The organism is Sphingobacterium humi (assembly GCF_009768885.1).
Classification (GTDB): domain Bacteria; phylum Bacteroidota; class Bacteroidia; order Sphingobacteriales; family Sphingobacteriaceae; genus Sphingobacterium; species Sphingobacterium humi.
On record NZ_WSQA01000018.1, the window covers coordinates 49,804 to 73,939 of the forward strand.

The 24,136-nt window shown below is 43.2% G+C and carries 20 protein-coding genes; 13 read left to right on the plus strand and 7 right to left on the minus strand.

The features are described 5' to 3' along the window. Window positions 1-24: 24 nt before the first annotated feature. Together GQF63_RS18345 and GQF63_RS18350 are read right to left on the minus strand one after the other, a co-directional pair. On the minus strand, window positions 25-1,587 hold the full coding sequence (locus tag GQF63_RS18345) for a porin family protein (protein ID WP_160370709.1): 1,563 nt from the start codon (window positions 1,585-1,587) through the stop codon (window positions 25-27). Between the two features lie 78 nt (window positions 1,588-1,665). Further along, window positions 1,666-2,817 (minus strand): hypothetical protein, encoded by a 1,152-nt coding sequence (locus GQF63_RS18350; RefSeq protein WP_160370710.1) that lies wholly within the window; start codon window positions 2,815-2,817, stop codon window positions 1,666-1,668. Window positions 2,818-2,996: 179 nt separating this feature from the next. On the opposite strand from GQF63_RS18350, the gene proS reads away from it, so the two are divergent. From proS to GQF63_RS18370, 4 genes are all read left to right on the plus strand, one after another. Beyond that, window positions 2,997-4,469: a proline--tRNA ligase gene (proS, locus tag GQF63_RS18355; protein ID WP_160370711.1), complete on the plus strand. Its 1,473-nt coding sequence runs from the start codon at window positions 2,997-2,999 to the stop codon at window positions 4,467-4,469. A 2-nt stretch (window positions 4,470-4,471) separates the two neighbouring features. Next, on the plus strand, window positions 4,472-5,260 hold the full coding sequence (locus tag GQF63_RS18360) for an NAD-dependent epimerase/dehydratase family protein (RefSeq protein WP_160370712.1): 789 nt from the start codon (window positions 4,472-4,474) through the stop codon (window positions 5,258-5,260). 27 nt (window positions 5,261-5,287) lie between these two features. Then, on the plus strand, window positions 5,288-6,433 hold the full coding sequence (locus GQF63_RS18365; protein ID WP_160370713.1) for a cystathionine gamma-synthase: 1,146 nt from the start codon (window positions 5,288-5,290) through the stop codon (window positions 6,431-6,433). 79 nt (window positions 6,434-6,512) lie between these two features. After that, a complete protein-coding gene (locus tag GQF63_RS18370; RefSeq protein WP_160370714.1) occupies window positions 6,513-6,767 on the plus strand; it encodes a hypothetical protein in 255 nt (84 codons plus the stop codon). 254 nt (window positions 6,768-7,021) lie between these two features. Here GQF63_RS18370 and GQF63_RS18375 read toward each other — a convergent pair whose 3' ends face one another. The 3 genes from GQF63_RS18375 to GQF63_RS18385 are packed head-to-tail and all read right to left on the minus strand — an operon-like array spanning window position 7,022 to window position 9,814. Then, window positions 7,022-7,438: a hypothetical protein gene (locus GQF63_RS18375; RefSeq protein WP_160370715.1), complete on the minus strand. Its 417-nt coding sequence runs from the start codon at window positions 7,436-7,438 to the stop codon at window positions 7,022-7,024. 41 nt (window positions 7,439-7,479) lie between these two features. Beyond that, on the minus strand, window positions 7,480-9,144 hold the full coding sequence (locus GQF63_RS18380; RefSeq protein ID WP_160370716.1) for a M28 family metallopeptidase: 1,665 nt from the start codon (window positions 9,142-9,144) through the stop codon (window positions 7,480-7,482). 37 nt (window positions 9,145-9,181) lie between these two features. Further along, complete coding sequence (locus GQF63_RS18385; protein WP_160370717.1) at window positions 9,182-9,814, minus strand: SprT-like domain-containing protein; 633 nt, start codon at window positions 9,812-9,814, stop codon at window positions 9,182-9,184. Window positions 9,815-9,920: 106 nt separating this feature from the next. Between GQF63_RS18385 and recN the strand changes: the two genes are divergently transcribed. Next, on the plus strand, window positions 9,921-11,573 hold the full coding sequence (recN, locus tag GQF63_RS18390; RefSeq protein WP_160370718.1) for a DNA repair protein RecN: 1,653 nt from the start codon (window positions 9,921-9,923) through the stop codon (window positions 11,571-11,573). A gap of 46 nt (window positions 11,574-11,619) precedes the next feature. Here the strand turns inward: recN and GQF63_RS18395 are convergent, their stop codons facing one another. Together GQF63_RS18395 and GQF63_RS18400 are read right to left on the minus strand one after the other, a co-directional pair. Further along, entirely contained in the window at window positions 11,620-12,030 is a 411-nt protein-coding gene (locus GQF63_RS18395) for a hypothetical protein (protein WP_160370719.1), read from the minus strand. A gap of 153 nt (window positions 12,031-12,183) precedes the next feature. Continuing rightward, on the minus strand, window positions 12,184-14,748 hold the full coding sequence (locus GQF63_RS18400; protein ID WP_160370720.1) for an ATP-dependent Clp protease ATP-binding subunit: 2,565 nt from the start codon (window positions 14,746-14,748) through the stop codon (window positions 12,184-12,186). A 169-nt stretch (window positions 14,749-14,917) separates the two neighbouring features. Between GQF63_RS18400 and ettA the strand changes: the two genes are divergently transcribed. From ettA to GQF63_RS18440, 8 genes are all read left to right on the plus strand, one after another. Then, window positions 14,918-16,600 carry an energy-dependent translational throttle protein EttA gene (gene ettA / locus GQF63_RS18405; protein WP_160370721.1) on the plus strand — a complete coding sequence of 561 codons (1,683 nt, stop codon included), beginning with the start codon at window positions 14,918-14,920 and terminating at the stop codon, window positions 16,598-16,600. A 7-nt stretch (window positions 16,601-16,607) separates the two neighbouring features. Then, a complete protein-coding gene (locus tag GQF63_RS18410; RefSeq protein WP_160370722.1) occupies window positions 16,608-17,795 on the plus strand; it encodes a PAS domain-containing sensor histidine kinase in 1,188 nt (395 codons plus the stop codon). Continuing rightward, window positions 17,795-18,853, plus strand: coding sequence for a response regulator (locus GQF63_RS18415; RefSeq protein WP_160370723.1), 1,059 nt, complete (start codon window positions 17,795-17,797; stop codon window positions 18,851-18,853). Before GQF63_RS18410 ends, GQF63_RS18415 begins: the two co-directional genes overlap by 1 nt. 370 nt (window positions 18,854-19,223) lie before the next feature. Beyond that, window positions 19,224-19,643 (plus strand): Rossmann-fold NAD(P)-binding domain-containing protein, encoded by a 420-nt coding sequence (locus GQF63_RS18420; protein ID WP_160370724.1) that lies wholly within the window; start codon window positions 19,224-19,226, stop codon window positions 19,641-19,643. Window position 19,644: 1 nt separating this feature from the next. Further along, window positions 19,645-21,009 carry an oxygen-independent coproporphyrinogen III oxidase gene (hemN, locus tag GQF63_RS18425; RefSeq protein WP_160370725.1) on the plus strand — a complete coding sequence of 455 codons (1,365 nt, stop codon included), beginning with the start codon at window positions 19,645-19,647 and terminating at the stop codon, window positions 21,007-21,009. 10 nt (window positions 21,010-21,019) lie between these two features. Further along, window positions 21,020-23,416 carry a heavy metal translocating P-type ATPase gene (locus GQF63_RS18430; RefSeq protein ID WP_160370726.1) on the plus strand — a complete coding sequence of 799 codons (2,397 nt, stop codon included), beginning with the start codon at window positions 21,020-21,022 and terminating at the stop codon, window positions 23,414-23,416. 9 nt (window positions 23,417-23,425) lie between these two features. Further along, on the plus strand, window positions 23,426-23,599 hold the full coding sequence (gene ccoS / locus GQF63_RS18435; protein WP_160370727.1) for a cbb3-type cytochrome oxidase assembly protein CcoS: 174 nt from the start codon (window positions 23,426-23,428) through the stop codon (window positions 23,597-23,599). An 80-nt stretch (window positions 23,600-23,679) separates the two neighbouring features. Continuing rightward, window positions 23,680-24,045 (plus strand): hypothetical protein, encoded by a 366-nt coding sequence (locus tag GQF63_RS18440; RefSeq protein WP_160370728.1) that lies wholly within the window; start codon window positions 23,680-23,682, stop codon window positions 24,043-24,045. The last annotated feature ends 91 nt before the right edge of the window (window positions 24,046-24,136 follow it).

Below are 24,136 nucleotides of genomic sequence, written 5' to 3' on the forward strand. Positions count from 1 at the left end.
AGCTATTTTAAATGTTGTTGTTTGCTAGAATTTTGCACCAAGGGTAAATACGATATTGGTGCGGTTATTTTTGATCGTAGCCTCCGGTGCTGGGCTGTTCCAAGCTCCCGATAAGGAATAGGGGCTACTGTAGCTCGTTAAGGACTTGTATTGCACCGCTGCAAGGTCTACATAGAGGTTTTTAGTTAGGATATAGCCTAAACCGATACTGCTCATGTAATCGCCTTCATTGGAGTTTTTATAGGGACTGCTGAAATAACTGAATCCGGCACGTCCGGTAAAATAATCCGTAAATAGGAATTCGCCACCCACGCGGAAATTAAATGCCGCCTTATAGGTTTCAGGAATATCGTAGCGGTTCATATCGTCTTCAAACTGATAATCTGGATTGTTGACATTGGTTTCTTCATACCGAATCGTACTGTAATCGACTAATTCGATATCTGCCGATAGAAGGCCGCGGCTGAAGAACTTGGTTAATCCCACAGATGCTTTCATCGGCGAGATTACGCCATAATCAAAGGATGAACTGGATACCTTAGAACGATAGGTTGGATGTAAAGACGTTGTTGCATTTTCATCCTTATAATAATCGGCTATGGTTTCTAATTCTTCTTCTTCATTGACGGTGGTCCAGGTTGGTGTGACGATATTGATACCGATGTTCCAGTCCCAGGTTGGTTTAAAGATAACACCCACGCCGACATTGACACCTGTCCCGCGCAGGGAATTATCCTGATAGTCGGTCAGGTCGTAATTGATATCGGTGTATTTGTATTTGGGATTCGGAGGGTCTGCGAATTCGGAATTTGGGTTGTCTTCTGCGATTTGATTAGGAGTTTTTGTCCATCCGGATTCCAAGATATGAAAGTTTCGGTTGTATTTAAAATTGACTAAGCCCAAGCTACCGCCGATATAAAACTTATTGTTGTAGTTCCCTCCGACAGAGAAGGTCGTTTTCGCTTTATAACCTTTGGTTAGGAACTCCACTTGTTGTGCTTTATCACCGATTTCCACTGCGGTAGGGTAGTAGCCATCGGAAGGGTTGGTGAAAATTTCTACCAGATTGGAATTGCGAAAATCGTTGGTAAATGCGGAGGATGAGAACATCTGATCAGAAAGGTATTGCACCAAGGTGTTCTCTGCGTTTATGCCGCTGTATACAATCCGGTCGGTAAAATTATCGGTTCGGTCATAACTAACCCCAAGGTTTAGATTTTGCCAACCATAACCATTGTTATAAGATGGGAAATGTAAAACCACACCGACATTTTCTAAGCCAAACTTCCCTTGGGTATGGGAGGTTGACTGGTTAAAATAGTTGGCCTTATTTGTATTGTTCAAGTAATTAACCGTAACAGCTACATCGGATTGGCCATAAAATCCTAATCCTGCGGGGTTACCATTAATGGAACTGATATCGCCTCCTAAGGCTGTATTGACACCTCCCATTGCTTTAAACCGTGCCGTGCCCGTGGTTCGGTCATTGGATACTTTGTGCACATAGTCTAAGGTTGTTTGTGCTTGTAGTTCGGAGTAACCGAAGCTGAGGGCAAGAAGGGAAAGTGAGAGTAACGATTTTTTCATTTATAAGGATATGCTTGCAAAAAAAAGATATAGCCAATATAAGGGTATATATTGGCTACATCGGATATATTAATTTAATTAACGTCTTCCACTGCCAGATCTAGAAGATCCACCGCTGCTGCGACCTCCCCCTCCGGAGCCCATGCTGCTACCTGATGATCCTCTGCTGAATCCGCCACCACTGCTTTCCGAAGAACGGCCGGAAGATCCGCGGTCAAAGCCTCCGCTAGGACGTGATGAAGAACTTGGACGGCTAGGTGCCGGTCTTACCGTTCCTTGGTTGCGGCTGCTTGGCTGTCTGCTGATATTGCCTTGCGGTCTAGATGCTGGGTTTCTGGAAACTCCACCATTACGGCTGCTCGGTGTTCTGTTGATGGTTTCACCAGCGCGTGACGATGGGTTTCTGTTGATCGTACCTTGTGAACGAGAGGAAGGGTTTCTCGACGATGTATTTCTGTCGATGGTTGTTCCTCTGTCGGTGCGGCTGCTAGGGGTGCGGTTGACACCGTTTCGATTGGATACCGCATTTCTAGTGCTTGCCGAACGTCCGGTTAAGATTCTACCACTGGCATCCCGGGATACATATGCACGGCTGGAACTGTTGCGCTGGCGTGCAGCGACATCGTTTCTGTTGGATGCTACGCGACGGTTATTGTTGTAGTAATTTCCGTAGTAGCCATTTCCATAGCCGTAGTTATAATATGGATTTCCCCAATGGCTGTAGTAGGAGTTGTAACCCCAATAGTTACCATAGCCATAGTATGGCCATCCGTAGCCATAGCCGAAACTGTGGTAAGGATATCCCCAACGGAAGCTCCAGTAAGGGTCGCCCCAGCCCATCCCGAAGGATAAGCCCCAGCTTGGTCCCCAGCCCATTCCGAATCCGCTGTATCCGTACCATGGATCAAACCATGGGTCGTAATACATCATCCCCGGAGAGTTATAATAGAACCGATTAATACGGTTGGCATACTCTAAATCATCATATTCCATTCCTCCTTGCGCATAAGCCTCATCGCTGTATTCATCTGCGTAGTATTCTGCATCTGTGGTCGAGCCTTCGGCTGTGCCATCGGTATAGTAATAATCAGGACTTTGGTATACTTGTCCCGCATCACGGTTGTTGTAGACGTCGTCTTGATAGACGGTACGCCTACTTGTTGAACAGGAGCTGATTAAAGCCACTAGTGCGATGGCCACTCCTCCTAAAAATATCTTGTTGCTTTTCATGATGCTAAAACAGTTAAAATTCGATTTTACAGTCTTTAATTATTATCTTAGACCCCGCATAATGCCCGAGGTTTAATGCTACCAATCAAATTTACGAATATTTTTTTGTTATGGTAATATTACCCACCCAGAGGGCATTAGAATCGGTATTTAAAAGGTAAAAAAATAGTTTAATACGAATGAGTAAAGGAATTACAAGCCGTAGTGAGGATTATTCGCAATGGTATAATGATCTGGTGATTAAGGCAGATCTGGCAGAGTATTCTGCCGTTCGGGGATGTATGGTGATTAAACCATACGGTTATGGGATCTGGGAGCGTATGCAAGCCATCCTAGACAAAAGATTCAAAGAAACCGGGCACTCCAATGCCTACTTCCCCTTGTTTATTCCCAAATCATTCTTCTCTAAAGAAGCTTCCCACGTGGAAGGTTTTGCTACGGAATGTGCCGTGGTGACTCACTACCGTTTGAAAAATGATGGCAATGGAAACATCGTGGTAGATGAAGAGGCAAAATTAGAAGAGGAACTCATCGTACGTCCGACCTCAGAAACCATTATTTGGAATACGTACCGGGGCTGGATTGAATCGTATCGTGACCTTCCTATCTTGGTAAACCAATGGGCAAACGTAGTACGCTGGGAAATGCGTACGCGTCTGTTTTTGAGAACCGCAGAATTCTTATGGCAAGAAGGCCACACAGCCCATGCCACACAGGAAGAAGCAATTGCTGAAGCCGAGCAAATGTTGGATGTATATGCTGAATTTGCCGAGAAAATATTAGCTGTTCCTGTTGTTCGCGGTCGTAAGACGGAAAACGAACGTTTTGCCGGTGCTTTAGATACCTATTGTATCGAGGCTTTGATGCAAGACGGAAAGGCTTTACAAGCTGGTACTTCTCACTTCCTGGGGCAGAACTTCGCCAAAGCATTTGATGTGAAGTTTACTTCAAAAGAAGGTAAATTGGAACATGTTTGGGCTACATCTTGGGGTGTTTCTACCCGCTTGATGGGCGCATTGATTATGGCGCATTCGGATGATCAAGGTTTAGTATTGCCTCCGCGATTAGCACCAATTCAAGTGGTTATTGTTCCGATTTTTAAAACAGAAGAGGAGAAAGCTAACCTAGATACCTATGTGGATGGCTTAAGTGCGGAATTGAAACAATTAGGTATTTCGGTGAAATATGACGACCGTGATACGCAACGTCCGGGCTTTAAGTTTGCCGAATGGGAATTGAAAGGGGTGCCTTTGCGCGTGGCTATCGGTGCGCGTGATATGCAAAACGGCACAGTAGAATTAGCCCGTCGGGATACCCAAACAAAAGAAACCGTTCAACAAGCTGGTTTAGCAACTACCATCAGTAACTTGCTCGATGAAATTCAAGATAACATCTTCCAAAAAGCATTGAAATTCCGTGATGAGCATATTACAGAGGTAAATTCTTACGATGAATTTAAACAAGTACTGGAAGAAAAAGGTGGTTTCTTAAGCTGCCACTGGGATGGAACCGTTGAAACCGAAAAACGTATTAAAGAAGAGACAAAAGCAACCATTCGTTGTATTCCTTTGGATGCCAAGGAAGAAGAAGGTATTTGTATTTTTACAGGTAAACCTTCAAAACAACGCGTGTTGTTTGCGAAAGCATATTAAATATGAAACAGCTATTAATCTTAGGTTGCGGTTGGTTGGGTGAGGAACTCGCCAGACGTTATCAAAGCAAAGGCTGGCAAGTATGGGCCACAACAACCCAAGAAGAAAAATACCATCGCCTTAAAAGCGATGGTATTTTTGCTTACATCCATAATTTTGATGAAGAGGGAACTCTTGATTTGCCATTGGAGGTTCGATTCGATGCGGTGATCACGTCTGTTCCTGCCAGTCAGAAGAATGAGTCGGAAGTGTTGGAAGCTCGTTTTAGCCGGATATTCCAAAGCTTATGTAGCATTGCTTATGATCAGCATTATTTTTTGAGTTCAGTGGGTGTCTATCCGGATTTGGATGCTGATTTTGATGAGCTTTATCCCGACGAAACGGCGATGAATCCTAAATTGCGACTGGCTGAAAAGAAGATGTTGAGTTTGCCGGCTACCTCGGTATTTCGCTTGGGTGGGCTGTTTGGCAAGCAACGGATCTTCGCCAAGTATTTCCAAGGGAAAGTAGTGAGCAGTGGTGATCAACCGGCGAACTTTGTTCATTTGGACGACGTGCTGGGTATGCTGGAAGGCAGTATTGCGCGCCATATTCCTTCAGGGCTGTACAATGTGGTCTGTCCGGAACACCCCAGTAAAAAGGAAGTGATTTTAAAATCTGCCGAGAAGTATATGTTTGAATATCCGTCTTCTTTCGAGCCGCAGGCTTCCTTTCAGAAGCGGGTGAGCGGCAAGAAATTGACCGACTTATTAGATTATACTTTTAAATACCCCTCTCCATTAGATTTTTGATAACTTAGCAGGATAAATTTGAGAATTATGGCTTATAAATTTGCAACCAAGGCCATCCATGCTGGACAACAAGCAGACCCCACAACAGGGGCAGTGATGACGCCTATATATCAAACGTCGACCTATCAGCAAAAAGCGCCTGGCGACCATAAAGGTTTTGAATATTCACGTGGTACTAACCCTACACGGAAAGCACTAGAAGACTGTCTGGCAGCCTTGGAAAACGGTCAACATGGATTGGCTTTCTCCAGTGGAATGGCAGCGACAGACTGTGTGTTACGCCTATTGAAACCCGGAGATGAAGTGCTAACTGGGGATGACCTGTATGGTGGTTCTTACCGTATTTTCACGAAAGTATACGAGCCGCTAGGCATCAAGTTTGTATTTGTGAATACTTCTGATGTAGATGCCGTTCGCGCAGCTATTACAGCGAATACCAAGTTGATATGGCTGGAAACACCAACTAACCCTACGCTTAAGCTGGCAGATATTGAGGCTATCGGTAAAATAGCTAAAGAAAAGCATATTTTATACGCGGTTGATAATACCTTCGCTTCGCCTTATTTGCAAAATCCTTTGGATCTAGGTGCCGATATCGTGATGCACTCCGTGACTAAATACTTAGGGGGACACTCGGATGTTGTAATGGGTGCTTTGATTATGAACGATGAGCAATTGTATAAAAACCTGTGGTTCTATTACAATGCTTGTGGTGGTACGCCGGGTCCTCAAGATGCGTTCTTGGTATTGCGTGGTATTAAAACCTTGCACTTACGCATGAAGGCTCATTGCGAAAATGGTCGTAAAGTTGCGGAATTCTTAAAGGATCATCCGAAGGTAGAGAAGATCTACTGGCCAGGATTTACCGATCATCCGGGACATGAAGTTGCTAAAAAGCAGATGAAGGATTTCGGAGGTATGGTATCTATTGTATTGAAAGGTGCTGATTTGCAGGAAACCTTCCGCATTGCTTCTCAATTTAAAGTGTTTACATTGGCGGAATCATTAGGTGGTGTTGAATCCTTAATCAACCACCCTGCAACGATGACCCATGGCTCAATTCCGAAGGAAACCCGCGAAAAAGTAGGGGTAGTAGACAACCTTTTGCGCCTTTCCGTTGGTATTGAAGATGCCGACGATCTAATCGCCGATTTAGAACAAGCATTGGCTTAATAATTTATTGTAATTATTATTTTAATTAGCACATAGACTTTTGTACATTTGTGCAGCTTTAATAAGGATTTTATCAATTATGGAAAATACAACTGTAGAAAGACCAGCAAAACATACGGATAACAATGCAAACCGTACTGAATATTATGTTTCTTTAACTGTAGCCATCGTTATTGGTTTAATTGGGGTATTTATTCGCTTTGTACCAGATGTAGTACCTGCATTGGATCAGTTAGCATCGGTTTTCTCTTGGATTGCTAATATCGCAATCATTATTGCTTCCTATTTAGCATTCAAAGTAGTATTTGCCATCTTAGGATTCAGTAAGAAATAAAACAGTTTTCTGAATAAAACATACAAACCGCCCGGGAACTCCCGGGCGGTTTTGTTTTATAGCTAAATGAAAGAACCTAATAGGTGCAATAAGGAACGCCGCTATACCTAATATGTTAAAAGTGAAAGCACGAACATGAAAGCTATTTAATATGCAAACACTATAGCACTGAAACCTTATATGCAAAAGAAAGCGCCGATGGAAATCCCATCGGCGCTTTTAATATCTCAAATCTCAAATCTGATATCTCCAGTCTAATTAAAAATAGACCAAGTAGAATATGGGATTCTAGAAAGGATTAAAATCAAGCCTAGGATATAAAAAATCAATACGGTTTGATTTGCTTTCTTTTGATCTACAATTCTTTTTGCTTTGGAGAATCCTACGGTAATTAGGATAATACCGATGATCATCATTAAGGGGTGTTCTAGAAAATAAAGTCTAGATAAACTGTTTTTCATGTTTTCGCCGGAAAAGCTTTGAATTCCCAAAGGGGAAGTAAAGTACAATACCAGTCCGATAACCAATTGCAAGTGGGCTGAAATAAGACCTAGTAAGGCAATTTTACGGTTGTACGGTTTGTTTCCTGCATAGTTGATAAGCGTAATTACGATAGCAATTACGAGTGCTGCCAATAAGACGATGGCGAGTGTTGAGTGTAAATGTTTCATTCCTTTAGCTTAGTGTCTAGTTTAATTCCTACGCAAATATACTATTTTGAAAGTCGTTTATCGCCTAATTCTTTAAACTCTGATTTTGCTTTGAAGTTAGGGAAGGTTTTTTCCATACTTAGCATATAGCCGATTTCGAAGTAGAGGCGGCTATCGGCGATAGGTCCGTCAAAGTTCCAATGTTCGTCTAATTCATCAGCAACCGTATGGTATCGACCTGATAAGGCTGTCTGTCGTTTTTTCAAAAGAACAGTATCTTGTTCTAGGAAATCGCCGGCACTGCCCATGTATAATCCAGGAACACCTACCTTCACAAAATTGAAGTGGTCGGAGCGGTAGAAGCCTCCAGAGCTAGGGCTGCCTTCCGGTTGTAGTGTTCTATTGAATTTCGCACCGGCCTTGATGGCATAGTCTTCTAATTCTGTTTGTCCGGTTCCTACGACGCGAAATCCATTCATTGCACCCACCGGATTAAAAGAGTCCATATTTAAATTGGCGACGGTTTTCTTTAAGGAGAAGATAGGGTGTTCGGCGTAATATTGAGAGCCTAGCAGTCCTTGTTCTTCCGCTGTAACGGCTAAGAAGACGATGGTTCTTTCCGGTTTTACTTTCGTTGCTTTAAACGCTTTGGCGATTTCAAATAAGGCCGCTACCCCGGTAGCATTGTCTATAGCACCATTGAAAATAGAATCGCCATTGCTTACCTCGCCGACACCAAGATGATCCCAATGTGCCGAGTAGATAATCGTTTCATCAGGACGTTGGGTTCCCTCTATTTTAGCAATAACATTGTTTGATTTAGATTCCCGATAACTGCTTTTCAACGCAATATTGGTTTTTACATTCATCGGCACGGCTTTGAAGCCTGGTTTCTTTGCTGCTTCCATTAAATCAGATTTTAGCCCGCCAAGTTCAAATAATTTGTTTGCTGTTTCATGGGAAACCCAACCTTGAAACTTCACGAGATTGGCACCTTTATTTTCTGGAACTAAGGACAGTTGTGGTCCCGACCAGCCACTGCGCACGACATTCCAGCCGTAGGAGGCTGCCGCCGTTTCATGGATAATAAGCACCCCTGCAGCACCTTGCCGCGAGGCTTCCTCAAACTTATAGGTCCAACGGCCGTAGTAAGTCATGGTATCGGCCTTGAATAAGGTCTTGTCGTAGCGACCAGGATCAGAAACCATCACCACCACTGTTTTGCCTTTCACATCCAAGCCTTCATAATCATTCCAATTGTATTCCGGAGCGACAATGCCGAAGCCTGCAAAAACAAGTTCTGTGTCTTTTACATCGATGTTCGATGTCATTTGCGGAGTGGCAAGCACGTAATCTGACAGGTGCTGAACCGTGAGGTCCTTATTCTTTCCTTGAAAAGTAAGTGCATTTTCAACTGGGCTGGTGGTAATTTCCACCATGGGTACCTCTTGAAAATAAGAGTCACCATTTCCGGGAGCTAAGCCTAGGGCTTTAAACTGCTCTTCTAAATAATTTACAGTCAGCGTATCGCCCTTGCTGAAAGGCATGCGTCCCATAAATTCATCTGAGGATAGTTTTTCTACATACGCTCTATAACCGGCTTCGGTGATCGCATTTATGGCACCTGAATCCAGGCTATTCGCATCGTATCCAGCAGAGTCTCCAGCAGATTTGCAGGAAGCTAATCCAAGTAATACGGCTGTTCCAATGAATAGTTTAGTTTTCATAATGAATGATATATTGCTAGGTAATATGTTGTTTATGTTAAGAGGCAGTATCTACGGGCTGCTCGATTGGAAACACTTCAGCCACCGGATGAAACAGATAAATCCTTTGTGTTGCCAATTCGATACACTTATAGCGCTTGCGTAGCTTCTCCTGCTTTTGAAAAACACGACCCGATTTTATCGAGAAATATGCCTTCTCGCTAATAGATTCTATGGTAATTATTTCCGTCTGCTGCTTATCGTAATTCTTCAGTACGCGATACAGCTGTAAATCGGTGCAGGAAGATGCCGCCGGATTGTTCATGTATTTCAATAGAGCGTGGCAGATATCCTGCGGGAAAATATTCAGGCGTAGAAAAGGATCCATTAAACTTTTAAAGTTTTGTTTCCATTCAGAGCCATGGGGTTTTACCTTATTCTTGTGCTGTTGCCATGTTTTAAGGTGGGCAAATTCATGAACCGTAGTAATCAGAAAAGAGTAGGGGTTCAGGTCGTGGTTCACGGTGATTTGATGCGGTTCATCCTTGTATGGCGATCGATAATCACCGAGTTTGCTCGCCCTTGATTTAGTCACCTTGAAACGACATGCCGTATCATTAATCCATTGGGAAATGATAGGAGCTGCAGCAGCAGGAATATACTTACTTAATTGTTTGCTGAAATCAGGCATTCCCTACAAACTTAATCTATAATTGGCAGAATGAAGAATAGAAAAACCATTATTTCGGGGAGGAAATAGAAAACACTATATTTGGTTTCAGAACATTGGATAGGGCATGCTAAGTAAACTACAGATAAAAAACTACGCATTAATAGATGCATTAGATATTGAATTCGATAGCCAATTAAACATCATCACGGGAGAAACAGGAGCCGGAAAGTCCATTATTATGGGAGCTCTAGGGCTTATTCTGGGCAATAGAGCAGAAAGCAAGCATTTTTTCGATGAAACCTCCAAATGTATAATTGAAGGCCATTTTGAAATTGCGCCCTATGAGCTGCAGGAGATGTTTTTGAGCCTAGACCTCGATTACGAAGACCGCACAATCATACGCCGCGAACTGCATGCCGATGGTAAATCCAGAGCTTTTGTAAACGACACACCTGTAACCCTGCAGACCTTAAAAGCATTGGGTGAAAAGCTAATCGACATCCACTCGCAGCATGCTACCTTGCAAATCAATACCGAGTCTTTTCAATTATTAGTGCTTGATACCGTTGCTGCCCAACAACCCTTGTTGTCGACCTATAAAAAGCAGTACCAAGCCTATAAAAAAGCCGTCGCAGACTTACAGGAACTGGAAGAAAGCCTCGCGAAGTCTAGAGCAGAATACGATTTCAATCAATTTGTATTCCAAGAGCTGGAGCAGGCGAATCTGCAAGAGGCTGAACAGGAGGAGCTGGAAGCCGAGCAAAGCCAGTTGGAGAATGCCGAAGAAATCAAAAAGCATTTTCATGGTGCCGTAAGTTTGCTGCAAAGTGAGGAGATCAATGTGCTTGATGGGTTAAAATCAGCTGTGGCCATGGTGCAATCCGGAGCCCGTTACTTGCCGGCTGCCGAGTCTTTGTACGAGCGTCTGCAAAGTAGTTTGATCGAGCTTAAAGATGTGTCTGCGGAACTAGAACAACTTGCTGATGGCGTCCTAATGGACGAAGAACGACTATCTATTGTTGCCGAACGCCTATCCTTAATCTATAGCATGCAAAAGAAACACCGCGTAGATACGGTAGCCGCATTATTGACCCTACAGCAAGAATTTGAACATAAGTTGCTCGATTCTGATCAACAGGAAGAGCAGATAGACCGCTTGAAAAAAGAGATCGAAGCGCTCCGAAACAACCTGATTACTTCAGCCAAGCAAATAACAGCCAATCGAATGGACGTTAAAGGTCGTATCGAAACGGAAGTACAGTCGGTATTAGCAAAAGTAGGCATGCCTAATGCCCAGTTGCAGATTGACTTGATCCAACGGGAAGACTTCAAGTCATCCGGACAGGATGAAGTCGCCTTCTTATTCTCTGCCAATAAAGGACAATCCTTGCAGCCCATTCATAAGGTAGCATCAGGAGGTGAATTGTCCAGGGTAATGTTGGCCATCAAATCCTTAGTTGCCAAATCCTCATCCTTACCGACGATCATCTTTGATGAAATTGATACCGGCATATCCGGCGAGGTTGCCTTACGGGTAGGGGAGATCATGGAGCAGCTGGCTGCCCATATGCAGGTTATCAGCATCACCCACTTACCGCAAATAGCCTCTCAAGGAAATGCGCATTTCAAAGTATATAAAGAAGATCTGGGGCAACGAACGAAGTCTAATATCGTGCTGTTGAAGAAAGAAGAACGCGTGCTGGAAATCGCGCAGATGCTTAGCGGCGCCAATCCGGAAGCCACAGCCATTAAACATGCAGAAGAAATGTTAAAATAAAAAAAAGGAGCCTAGGCTCCTTTTTTTATATCGTGTTGAATCTTACTTAATTTCCAACTTCTGCATCTGATAATACAATTTTCACTAACATGTTCTCGGGAGCTTTAACACCTGAAGCACCTTTGAATACCGCATAAACATTTACTTTCCCTACTCCATAGTTTGCACTGTAAGAGTAGTTGCCGATTTCGGCAGGAATGTTTTCATACACAGAAGGATTGCTATCCATGGAGATCGACACGTCTACATGCCCATCTTGAAAATATTTATCATCCAATTCAGGCATATTAATGCTGGTGCTATATTCCGTTCCATTCTTACTCCAATCACCCGGGGCTACTTCAATAACATAGCTTACACCTGGTAAATAATTGTTGGTGATATATTCTTTTGTACAGCCAGTAAATCCAACAAGAGAGGCTGTTCCTATGGCGAATGCTAATAATAGTTTTTTCATGCGAGGTAAGTGTTAATAGTAAATAAATAATTTGTTTATTTTAATTTAAGACAAATAGCAAGCCGAAAAGTTTAATGGGAAGGAAAATAAATGGAATAAAAAAGGGCGAATACACTAGGTATTCGCCTTTTTTACTGGTAAAAATGAAAGGACTTAATCTTTCTTTTTACTGTCTTTTACATCGGGGGTTAAGTCAGAATCATCATTTTGATCCTTTCCTCCGGCAGCAACGGTAATCTCTTTTTTCTCCTCATCGAAGTCAACTAAGATGGTTTCACCGTTCTTTAATTCCCCTTTTAATATTTCTTCAGCAATCGGGTCTTCCAAGTATTTCTGGATGGCACGTTTCAATGGTCGTGCACCGAAGTTGCTGTCGTATCCTTTCTCGGCAATATAATTCTTCGCAGTTTCAGTCAGGTTGATACCGTGGCCCAAACCTTGAATTCTTGCGAATAAAGATTTCAGTTCAATATCAATAATCTTGAAGATATGCTCTTTGTTTAACGAGTTGAATACAATCACATCATCAATACGGTTCAAGAACTCTGGTGCGAACGCACGTTTCAAGGCCGTTTCAATAACCCCTCTAGAGTGCGAGTCGGCTTGATTCTCTTTGGCAGCGGTGGTAAATCCAACACCTTGACCAAATTCTTTCAACTGACGAGCTCCAATATTGGAGGTCATAATGATAATGGTATTTCTGAAGTCGACTTTACGACCTAAGCTATCTGTTAATTGGCCTTCATCCAACACCTGCAACAATAAGTTGAAGACATCCGGATGGGCTTTTTCAATCTCATCCAATAAGACTACAGCATAAGGCTTGCGACGAACCTTCTCGGTCAACTGCCCACCTTCTTCGTAGCCCACATATCCCGGAGGCGCTCCGACTAAGCGAGATACAGCGAATTTCTCCATGTACTCACTCATATCGATCTGGATCAAGGCATCTTCCGAGTCAAACATAAAACGAGCAAGTTCTTTCGCCAACTCTGTTTTACCCACACCCGTAGGACCTAAGAAAATAAAGGAACCAATAGGTTTCTTCGGATCTTTCAACCCTGCACGCGTACGCTGAATAGCTTTTACTAATTTCTGCACAGCGTCGTCCTGACCAATAATACGGCCTTTCATCGATTCCGCCATGTTCAATAGCTTTTGGCTATCCGATTGGCTCACACGCTGAACAGGAATACCCGTCATCATCGAAACAACTTCAGCTACGTTATCTTCCGATACCGTATAGCGCTTCGTTTTTGTTTCGGCTTCCCAGGCAGCTTTTTCTTTCTCCAATTCCTCGATCAGCTTTTTCTCGCTATCCCGAAGCTTGGCGGCTTCCTCATATTTCTGGCTGCGTACAACCTTATTTTTCTCTACTTTTACCTCTTCAATTTTCTCTTCAATATCGATGATGCTCTGTGGCACATGGATATTGTTCAAGTGCACGCGAGATCCCGATTCATCCAAGGCATCAATAGCCTTGTCTGGTAAGAACCGGTCAGTAATGTAGCGTGTAGTTAAAGACACACAGGCCTCAATTGCTTCCGGCGTATAAGTTACATTGTGGTGTTCCTCATATTTATCCTTAATGCGGTTTAAGATTTCGATTGTATCATCGTAAGTAGTCGGTTCAACCGTTACTTTTTGGAAACGACGATCCAAGGCACCATCTTTCTCGATATACTGGCGGTACTCATCTAGCGTTGTTGCACCGATACATTGAATCTCGCCACGCGCTAAAGCAGGTTTAAACATGTTGGAGGCATCCAAGGAACCTGAAGCTCCACCGGCACCTACAATGGTATGGATTTCATCGATAAACAAAATCACATCCGGCGATTTTTCCAACTCATTCATCACCGCTTTCATGCGTTCTTCAAATTGCCCACGGTATTTTGTGCCGGCAACCAAAGAGGCTAAATCCAAGGTAACTACGCGTTTGTTGAACAAGACACGTGAAACCTTCCGCTGTATAATGCGCAGTGCTAAGCCCTCAGCAATTGCTGACTTACCCACACCGGGCTCACCGATTAAAATCGGATTGTTTTTCTTCCGACGGGAAAGAATCTGCGAAACCCGCTCAATTTCTTTCTCACGGCCCACAATAGGGTCTAATTTCCCTTCTTCCGCAGCTTTCGTTAAATCGCGACCAAAGTTGTCTAATACCGGAGTCTTCGATTTAATATCCGACACTTTCTTCGGGGTGGAGAATTGCGATTCCTCATCTGCATAGTCATCATCACCGCCAGAAGGGGTGTTCGATGCCTCATCGCTGATGCCTGCCGCATTTTGCTCTACTTCCGATTTAAAGGAATTGTAGTTCACTTTATATTGTTGCAATATCTGCGAAGCAATGTTCTCTTCGTCCCGCAAAATCGCTAATAATAAATGCTCCGTTCCAATAATGTCGCTTTTGAAAATCTTGGCCTCCAAATACGTTATTTTTAAAACCTTTTCCGCCTGCTTTGTCAGGGGCATATTGTTGTTCACTGGAGAACGCGAAACAGAAGAACCTTTCACAGCATCCTCCACCGACTGACGAACTGCCGCCATGTCTATTCCGATATTCTTCAATATCTTGATGGCAACACCATCGCCCTCACGTATTAATCCGAGTAAAAGGTGCTCTGTCCCAATATAGTCGTGGCGAAGACGTAAAGCCTCCTCACGGCTGTAGGAAATAACATCTTTGACACGGGGTGAAAATTTTGCTTCCATTTATATTACCTTTCTCTATTAGTGGATGTACCAATTGTATAAATGTAATAAAAATACACGGTACAGCCTTTTGTTATAGATATTATTTATCAACAATTAGACCATACCCATAAAAGTACCAATTTGTCAGTATTTCCATTATCTTTGTGTAAAAAGTTACATTATACTTATGTCTGACGAAAAAATTATCTTTTCAATGGCAGGGGTGAATAAAATTTACCCTCCATCCAAACAAGTTTTAAAGAATATATACCTTTCCTTTTTCTATGGAGCTAAAATTGGCGTCATTGGTTTAAATGGCTCCGGAAAATCTTCCTTGCTCAAAATCATCGCCGGACTCGATAAGTCATACCAAGGAGAAGTGGTTTTCTCCCCAGGCTACTCTGTAGGCTACTTAGCCCAGGAACCTGAGTTAGACCCTCAAAAAACAGTAAAACAAGTCGTAGAAGAAGGGGTGGCCGAAACAACAGCCATTCTTCAAGAATACGAAGAGATAAACGAGAAATTCGGATTGCCGGAGGTGTATGAAAACCCCGACGAGATGGATAAGCTCTTGGCACGCCAAGGCGAGCTGCAAGATAAAATCGACGCCTCAAATGCTTGGGAATTAGATGCTAAGTTAGAACGTGCGATGGATGCCTTACGCTGTCCGGAGCCCGATGCCCTAATTGCCAATTTGTCAGGTGGAGAACGCAGACGTGTCGCTTTATGTCGCCTGCTTTTACAAGAACCAGATGTATTATTGCTCGATGAGCCTACCAACCACTTGGATGCCGAATCTATTGATTGGTTAGAGCTGCACTTGCAACAATACAAAGGAACGGTAATCGCGGTAACCCACGACCGTTACTTCCTGGATAATGTGGCTGGTTGGATCTTAGAATTAGACCGCGGAGAAGGAATTCCTTGGAAAGGAAACTACTCTTCCTGGTTAGATCAAAAAGCTAAGCGCCTCTCGCAGGAGGAAAAACAAGAAACCAAACGTCAAAAAACATTAGAACGCGAATTAGAATGGGTAAGAATGGCGCCAAAAGCACGCCATGCCAAGTCCAAAGCGCGTTTACATAATTACGAGAAACTAGCCTCCGAGGAAACCAAAGAGCGAGAAGAAAAATTAGAATTGTTCATTCCACCGGGGCCACGTTTAGGGAATGTGGTGATTGAGGCCAATGGCGTTTCTAAAAGCTACGGCGATCGGATATTATTTGAAAACCTAAGCTTCTCCTTGCCGCCAGCAGGAATCGTAGGGATTATCGGCCCCAATGGTGCTGGTAAAACAACCTTGTTCCGCTTGATTACAGGACAGGAGCAACCTGATGCGGGAACTTTCCGTGTAGGTGAAACTGTAGTGCTAGGCTATGTTGACCAGATGCATGATGACCTGGATCCAACGAAAACCGTATGGGAAAATATTACCGGAGGAAATGAAACCATGCTGCTCGGCAATAAGCAGGTAAACTCGCGTGCCTATGTCTCTAAGTTTAACTTCAACGGCGGTGATCAGCAAAAGAAAATCGATGTGCTTTCCGGTGGTGAGCGCAATAGGGTACACTTGGCAATTAGTTTGAAAAAGGGATCTAACGTACTTTTGCTGGATGAGCCTACCAACGATATCGACGTGAATACCTTACGTGCCTTGGAAGAAGGCTTAGAGAACTTTGGAGGTTGTGCAGTTATTATTTCCCACGACCGTTGGTTCTTGAACCGGATCTGTACCCATATCTTGGCCTTTGAAGGCGACTCGCAAGTCTACTTCTTCGAAGGAAACTATACCGAGTATGAGGAAAATCGGAAAAAACGCCTTGGGGATGTAGCACCTAAGCGTATTAAATATAAGAAATTAGTAAAATAAGAGCATATTGGAATCATCAAAGCTACTTGAAGCCATTATTGAAAATGCCATCGATGGAATCATCACGATAGACCGTTACGGGATTGTGGAAAGCATCAACCCGGCGGCCTTGGTATTATTTGGCTATGAAGCAAAAGAGGTCATCGGCAATAATATTTCTATGCTGATGCCTGAACCAGACCGATCGCGCCACGATCGTTATATTTCTACCTACGAGGAAACTGGCCATAAGAAAATTATCGGTATCGGCCGCGAGGTACGAGGACTGAAAAAAGATGGAACCACTTTCCCGTTCCGCTTGGCGGTAAGTGAAGTGTTCTATAAGAATGGTAAAATATTCACCGGCTTTGTGCACGACCTGACCAAGGAGAAACAGGCGGAAGATGAGCTGAAAAAGCATACTTTGGAATTGGAAACCAAGGTTCGCGAACGCACCAAAGATTTGATTAAACTGGTGTCCGAGCTTGAAAAAGCGAAGGCCGATGTATCGGTTTCCTTGGAAAAAGAAAAAGAATTAAATCAACTCAAGTCGCGTTTTGTATCCATGGCATCCCATGAATTTAGAACGCCTTTAAGTTCGGTACAATTATCCGCTTCTCTGATCGACCGCTATGTAGAGAAGGAAGAGTATAATACCATTGAGAAGCATACCACCCGCATCAAAAGCTCGGTACAGTTGCTCAATACCATCTTAAACGATTTCCTTTCTTTAGAAAAACTAGAGGCAGGCGTGGTTGTGGTGAATAAAAACGAAACCAATATCATCCATTTAGGCGAGGAGATTGCCGAGGAGATGCAGCTGATCTGTAAGAAAAATCAGCATATCGTGTATCAACATACCGGGGAATCTTCCGATTTTTATATCGATCCAAACTTATTGAAGAATAGCATTATCAACTTGGTTTCCAACGCGATTAAGTATTCCGGAGAGGATACCTTTATTGAATTCAGTACCGAAATAGATAAAGACAACCTCATCGTTACGGTCAAAGATAATGGTATCGGTATCCCGGCAGAAGAGCAGGTGAACCTTTTCGAGCCTTTCTTCCGTGCTAACAACACCGGCAATATCCCGGGAACAGGTTTGGGATTGAATATCGTGAAACGCTATGTCGTTTTAATGGGCGGCACCATGGAATATTGGTCCGAAGTAAATCAAGGTGCTATTTTTAAAATGAGTTTTACCCAATTGTAATGGAAAAAAGAAAAATCTTAATCATAGAAGATAACAGCGACATCCGCGAAAGTACAGCCGAAATCCTGGAACTCACAGGGGAGTATACCGTACTGGTGGCGGAAGAAGGAAAAACAGGCGTCGATATGGCCATGAAGCACCATCCCGATCTGATTCTTTGTGATATTATGATGCCGGAGCTCGATGGATATGGCGTATTATACATGTTGGGAAGACATGAGGAAACACAGCATATTCCCTTTATTTTCCTGACAGCGAAAACCGAAAAGGCCGATGTTAGGAAAGCAATGGAAATGGGTGCCGACGATTACCTGACCAAACCCTTCGATGACCTGGAATTGCTGAATGCCATTGAAAGCCGGTTTAAAAAACGACAACAATTGCAGGCAAAGGCCAGCCCTTCCATGGATAGCCTGCGCTTGGACGAAACCGAGCAAGCTTACTTATTGCAAGATTTAGCCAATAACGGCCGCATAAAATCCATTAAGAAAAAGCAAACCATTTACGAAGCTGGAGATACGCCAGTCTATGTCTATTATATCAAAAAAGGAAAAGTTCGCAGCTTCCTGAACTATAAAGATGGTCGCGAGTTATCCACCAACATCTATATCGAAGATCAATTCTTCGGCTTAGAGTCGGTTTTATTAAATACCAAATACGGCGATAATACCGCTACGTTGGAGGATGCCGAAATTGCCCTGATCCATAAGGATAACTTTTTTGAACTCATGTATAAGAAACCGGCCATTGCCACTAAGCTTATCAAGCTCTTATCGCAGAATATTCGCGATAAGGAGGAGCAGATGTTGGGCTTTGCTTATGATTCTGTGCGCAAGCGCGTAGCCAATGCTTTGGTGAATGTGGCAGAAAAATCGAGCAATGAACAGGACGAGGTGACCATTAAAATTTCTAGAGATGACCTTGCAGCCCTTGCCGGTACAGCTAACGAAACAATTAGCCGCATGCTTGCCGATTTTAAAGATGAAAAATTATTGACCAAAGAAGGGAATGCCATTAAAATATTCTCGGTAAGTCGATTGAAAAATATCAAGCAATAAAGTTTTTACCTCTTGCTAAAAAAACAGCCTTCACCCAAAACGTGAAGGCTGTTTTTTTAGCGTTACTTTCCTTTTTATCCTATTCTTTTTCGCAACCTAATCCCCTTATTTAGCTTTGTTTTTAATTAGTTGCATAGATTTTTAGCTACAAGATTAAATAGGGCTTAGGTATTCACTTTTCTTGCTAGAAAATTAATTCATGGAAGATAAAATTCTAAGCCTGGAAAAGATGAAAACCCACTTTAAACAGGATAGGCGCATTTTTTAACCCCTTTTAGAACGTGATATAAATCACTTCTTTACCTGACCCCCTTCACTAGTTACGCTTAGTTTTTGGCCTACCTTTGAGCAAATATCTTTTACATTAGGGATGAGAGTGATTGCATATAACATATTAGATCAAGAAAAAGTGTTTTTGGCCAAAGCAAATGCCAAGGTGCACGACCTGACGTTAATATCCAACGGGTTGAACTTTAGTACCATTCATTTTGCTGCCGGAAAAGAGGCTGTATTGGTGTCCGAACGTGATATTCTTGATAAAGTCATGTTATTCGAATTATTCAAATTAGGCGTAAAAAGCATCATTACCCGCTCAAAAACAACCGATCATATCGACCTGGATTATGCCGGTGAGTTAAAGATGCATGTCGCCAATGTTCCTTTCGATCAAAGCATGGAAAGTATTGCCAAGCAAACCATTCAAAATCTAACCCAATGGATGGTAGGGGGATGCGCTGGCGATGCATGTCAATGTCGAATGGACTGCGCTAATAAGCAAAAACTAGGTTAATATGGAAAACAGTACCTTAAACCAACTCATCAGCAAATACAATGTTGCTGCTCCTCGCTATACCAGCTACCCAACCGTACCGTTCTGGGAAAATGAGGACTTCAAAGAACACGAATGGCGATTCCGCGTATCGCAGAATTATAAAAGTTCAAAACAAAATGGCATCAGCATCTATGTGCACCTGCCTTATTGTGAAAGTCTATGTACCTATTGCGGCTGTAATACCCGCATTACCAAGAATCACCAAGTCGAAGATCCATACATCAGTTCCCTCCTAAAAGAGTGGGCCATGTACAAACGGATATTAGGATCGGAAAGCTTAATGATCGCTGAAATACACTTGGGCGGAGGAACACCCACCTTCTTCCAAGCTGAAAACCTCAAACGCTTGATCGATGGCCTGCTGGCTGGAAATAAAAAAACGGCAGAAGCATCCTTTTCCTTCGAGGCTCACCCAGCAAATACCACCTACGAGCATCTGAAAACCTTATACGATTTAGGATTTAAACGCTTGAGCTTAGGCATTCAAGATTTTGATGAGAAAGTGCAGTTTATCATCAACAGGCATCAAACCGTTGAAGATGTAGATCGGGTGATGAAAGATGCCCGCGAAATTGGATACGATTCTATTAACTTCGATTTGATTTATGGGCTGCCTATGCAAACCCAAGAGTCGGTAAAGATGACGATTGAACATTCGCTACGCTTAAACCCCGATCGGATATCGTTTTACAGCTATGCCCATGTGCCTTGGATTAAACCCGGACAACGCCGCTTCACCGAGCATGACCTGCCTGTGGGTGAGGAAAAACTAAACCTTTACCGCCTTGGCAAAAGCATGATTCAGGAAGCCGGATTTAAAGATGTGGGCATGGACCACTTCTCGAAAGTCGAAGATGCTTTGTATATTGCTTCTAAGAATGGGGGGCTACACCGTAACTTCATGGGCTATGCCGATAGGTATACACCCCTGTTGATTGGTCTGGGTGTATCATCCATCTCCGATGCCTGGTCGGCCTTTGCGCAAAATGTGAAAACCGTAGAGGAGTATCATGCGTTAATAGGAGAGGGGAAACTACCTGTGGTGAAAGGACACTTGCTAACCGAACAAGACACCTTAATTCGTCAATACATCTTGGATATGATGTGCCGCGGAAAGGTTATCTTGAAAGATGGGGCCAGCGAAAACGAGGCTATCGTGGAACGCTTGCAACCCATGATTGCCGATGGCCTGGTTAGCCATAAAGCGAATAAAGTAGAAATAACCGAACTCGGAAAATCATTCCTGCGCAATGTATGTATGGCGTTCGACGTGCGGTTACATCAAACCAAAGAAAGAGAAAACCTATTTAGTCAAGCCATATAAAGCGATTGCCATGGATGTGAATAAGGAATTGAAGATAGATACCAGTTGTTACCACTGCGGAGATCCTATAGAAGATACCTCTTATCAGTTGGATAGCCACCGTTTCTGCTGTTTGGGTTGCCAAACGGTTTATCAAATCCTGAATGAAAACAACATGGCCAGCTATTATCGCTATAATAGCCATCCGGGAAAATCCCAGAAAATCCAAAAGGAAGACCTGGCCTACCTGGATGAGCCTAATATTATTGCCAAACTCGTCGATTATCAAGACGAGGAATTGGCCATCATCACCTTTTACGTTCCTGCCATACACTGCAGTTCCTGTATCTGGCTCTTGGAAAACCTGTATAAACTAAATCCCGGTGTGAAAACATCGCAGGTAGATTTTATGAAAAAACAGGCCAGCATCACCTTCTTCAAAAAGGAAATATCCTTACGCGAATTGGTGCAACTGCTCCATCAAATCGGATACGACCCGAAAATTACCCTCCAAGATGTGGTAAAAGAAGGAAAGAAGCTCAATCAGAACAACCTTATTGCTAAAATTACCGTCGCCGGTTTCTGCTTCGGGAACTCCATGATGATTTCCTTCCCGGATTATTTTGGCATGGCCGATTTTGAAAAACAATATGCCAGCTTCTTTGGCTATATGAACCTGGCCTTCGGTTTACCGGTGCTGTTGTTTTCAGCCTCCGATTATTTTAAATCAGCCTGGTACAGCTTAAAACAAAAACGCCTCAACCTGGATGTGCCTTTGGCTCTGGGGATATTCGTGTTGTTTTTCCGCTCCGCCTTCGAGATTATCTCCCAAACGGGAGCCGGATTTATGGATACCCTCTGTAGTTTGGTGTTTTTTATCCTGATCGGAAAATGGGTGCAACAAAGAACCTATTACCATATTTCCTTTGAGCGCGATTACCGTTCGTATTTCCCTGTAGCCGTAACGGTATTGGAGGGCGAACAGACGAAGCCTACTCAAATTGCCGATTTACAAATCGGCGATCGGATTATGGTGCGCAATAATGAGATTATTCCCGCCGATGCTATTCTTTTAAAAGGAAATGCTTCGGTCGACTTTAGCTTCGTAACAGGGGAGAGTAAACCGGTAGAAAAGGTGCTAGGCGAAGTCGTATATGCCGGTGGGCGGCAAATTGGGGAAGCCATTGAGTTGGAGGTCGTAAAAGCCGTCTCGCAAAGCTACCTGACCAAGCTCTGGAATAACGAAAGCTTTAAACACGTCGAGAAGAAGTTCGAAACCTTTATTGGCTATATCAGTAAATACTTTACGATAGGCTTATTGTTGGTTGCCTTTTCTGCAGCCTTATATTGGATTCTTGGCGGCAATGCCGATAAAGCCTGGGCCGCTTTTACCGCTGTACTTATTATCGCTTGTCCATGTGCCTTAGCCTTAAGTTCGCCATTTACCCTGTCTGCAGCCTTAAGCATCTTCGATAAAAATAAACTGTACATCAAAAATACGGCAGCAATAGAGCAGATGGCTGCCATAGATACCGTGGTATTTGATAAAACCGGAACGATATCTTCGCCGAATGTGTCGAGTATGTATTTCGAAGGCGCCCTTTCCGCACAAGAGAAAAGCATGATCTATGCCATCTGTCGAAACTCCAATCACCCGCTTAGCCGCGAAATTATCAAATGGCTTGGCGAAGTGCCCTTGATTCCGATTACAGCCTATGCCGAACGGGTGGGTAAAGGACAGGAGGGAACCTACCAAGACCTGCATATGAAAATCGGATCGGCCAGCTTTGTGGGCACAGCTAAAAAAGAAGCAGAAGGATCGGTGGTGTATATTGCTGTCAATAACGTCGTGAAAGGTTTATTTACCCTGGAGCAATCTTGGCGAGAAGGCCTCTCTAACGTAATCAACTCCCTCGAGGGAAATGAATACCAATTACATTTGATTTCCGGAGACAATGAGCGCCGTGCCGATGCCTTGCGCATGATCTTCCCCAACCAGGCCAATCTCTTGTTCAATCAATCGCCGGCAGATAAACTCCATAAAATTGAAGCATGGCAAAATCAGGGACAAAAAGTATGTATGCTGGGAGATGGTCTGAATGATGCCGGAGCGCTTCGCAAGGCTGATTTAGGTATCGCAGTTTCCGACGATATCAATAATTTCTCGCCCGGTTGTGATGCCATTTTAGATGGGGAAGCCTTCCATAAACTCCCGAAATTCTTTCAGTTTAGTAAGGATGCCGTCAAGGTCATTAAAATGAGTTTTATCATTTCCTTACTCTATAATACCATTGGCTTAAGCTTCGCCGTGCAGGGAACTATGTCGCCACTGTTTGCCGCCATTTTAATGCCCATCAGTACAGTTACTATCATCTCCTTCACTAGTTTAATGACTAGGGGATATGCAAAACGTAGAAAATTAATATAACTTTGTAATATGGATATCATCTTTATGCTTATCGGTTGCAGCGTCATCATCGCCCTTTTCTTTTTGGGTGCCTTCTTCTGGGCCAGCAAAAATGGACAGCATGAGGACACTTATACGCCTTCTATCCGTATTCTATTCGATGACGAGCCTCAACAAGTCAGCGAGGAAGAACCCAAAAAATAGCCCGCTAAACCGTTTATATCACATTTTTTTTACAATAGGATTGGCCTTCTGCCTTGCCATCTTGCGTATCTTTGCAGCATATGTTCAAACTGCTACACTTCTTGGCACTCTTTGGCTACCTTAACATCCTATGTTACGAGGTGAAGCAGGCAGATTACTTTGGGCTAGCACCCCAAGCATCCAATGAAACATTCGTAGAAGTCGTTCTGGAGGAAGTGTTGAACTTCAGCCATTCCGACGAACCTGAAAACCTACCTGATATTATTTTCGACGACTATCGAATCTTTGCCCTCATGTTGGGTTTTCTACCTTTAGTACTCTTGGTTTCTTGGCTCTTAGCCAAAGTAACCCTATTGATCAACGACCGAAAACATCCTTTTTACCTATCAAAAACGAGATGCCGCCCCGGCTATTATCACTTTTTGTATAGGTACCGTCCTTTCTAAGTCCAATTTCCCTTTGGCCTTGAATCGTGTGGCATTTCCCTAGGAAGTACCCGCTATTCGCTTGTTATCTATTTTATTTTATATACCCACT

What these genes read in the sequence shown, in the direction of transcription:
- GQF63_RS18345 (WP_160370709.1), bottom strand. Translation starts at nt 1,587, where the DNA reads ATGAAAAAATCGTTACTCTCACTTTCCCTTCTTGCCCTCAGCTTCGGT.
- GQF63_RS18350 (WP_160370710.1), bottom strand. Translation starts at nt 2,817, where the DNA reads ATGAAAAGCAACAAGATATTTTTAGGAGGAGTGGCCATCGCACTAGTG.
- proS (WP_160370711.1), top strand. Translation starts at nt 2,997, where the DNA reads ATGAGTAAAGGAATTACAAGCCGTAGTGAGGATTATTCGCAATGGTAT.
- GQF63_RS18360 (WP_160370712.1), top strand. Translation starts at nt 4,472, where the DNA reads ATGAAACAGCTATTAATCTTAGGTTGCGGTTGGTTGGGTGAGGAACTC.
- GQF63_RS18365 (WP_160370713.1), top strand. Translation starts at nt 5,288, where the DNA reads ATGGCTTATAAATTTGCAACCAAGGCCATCCATGCTGGACAACAAGCA.
- GQF63_RS18370 (WP_160370714.1), top strand. Translation starts at nt 6,513, where the DNA reads ATGGAAAATACAACTGTAGAAAGACCAGCAAAACATACGGATAACAAT.
- GQF63_RS18375 (WP_160370715.1), bottom strand. Translation starts at nt 7,438, where the DNA reads ATGAAACATTTACACTCAACACTCGCCATCGTCTTATTGGCAGCACTC.
- GQF63_RS18380 (WP_160370716.1), bottom strand. Translation starts at nt 9,144, where the DNA reads ATGAAAACTAAACTATTCATTGGAACAGCCGTATTACTTGGATTAGCT.
- GQF63_RS18385 (WP_160370717.1), bottom strand. Translation starts at nt 9,814, where the DNA reads ATGCCTGATTTCAGCAAACAATTAAGTAAGTATATTCCTGCTGCTGCA.
- recN (WP_160370718.1), top strand. Translation starts at nt 9,921, where the DNA reads ATGCTAAGTAAACTACAGATAAAAAACTACGCATTAATAGATGCATTA.
- GQF63_RS18395 (WP_160370719.1), bottom strand. Translation starts at nt 12,030, where the DNA reads ATGAAAAAACTATTATTAGCATTCGCCATAGGAACAGCCTCTCTTGTT.
- GQF63_RS18400 (WP_160370720.1), bottom strand. Translation starts at nt 14,748, where the DNA reads ATGGAAGCAAAATTTTCACCCCGTGTCAAAGATGTTATTTCCTACAGC.
- ettA (WP_160370721.1), top strand. Translation starts at nt 14,918, where the DNA reads ATGTCTGACGAAAAAATTATCTTTTCAATGGCAGGGGTGAATAAAATT.
- GQF63_RS18415 (WP_160370723.1), top strand. Translation starts at nt 17,795, where the DNA reads ATGGAAAAAAGAAAAATCTTAATCATAGAAGATAACAGCGACATCCGC.
- GQF63_RS18420 (WP_160370724.1), top strand. Translation starts at nt 19,224, where the DNA reads ATGAGAGTGATTGCATATAACATATTAGATCAAGAAAAAGTGTTTTTG.
- hemN (WP_160370725.1), top strand. Translation starts at nt 19,645, where the DNA reads ATGGAAAACAGTACCTTAAACCAACTCATCAGCAAATACAATGTTGCT.
- GQF63_RS18430 (WP_160370726.1), top strand. Translation starts at nt 21,020, where the DNA reads ATGGATGTGAATAAGGAATTGAAGATAGATACCAGTTGTTACCACTGC.
- ccoS (WP_160370727.1), top strand. Translation starts at nt 23,426, where the DNA reads ATGGATATCATCTTTATGCTTATCGGTTGCAGCGTCATCATCGCCCTT.
- GQF63_RS18440 (WP_160370728.1), top strand. Translation starts at nt 23,680, where the DNA reads ATGTTCAAACTGCTACACTTCTTGGCACTCTTTGGCTACCTTAACATC.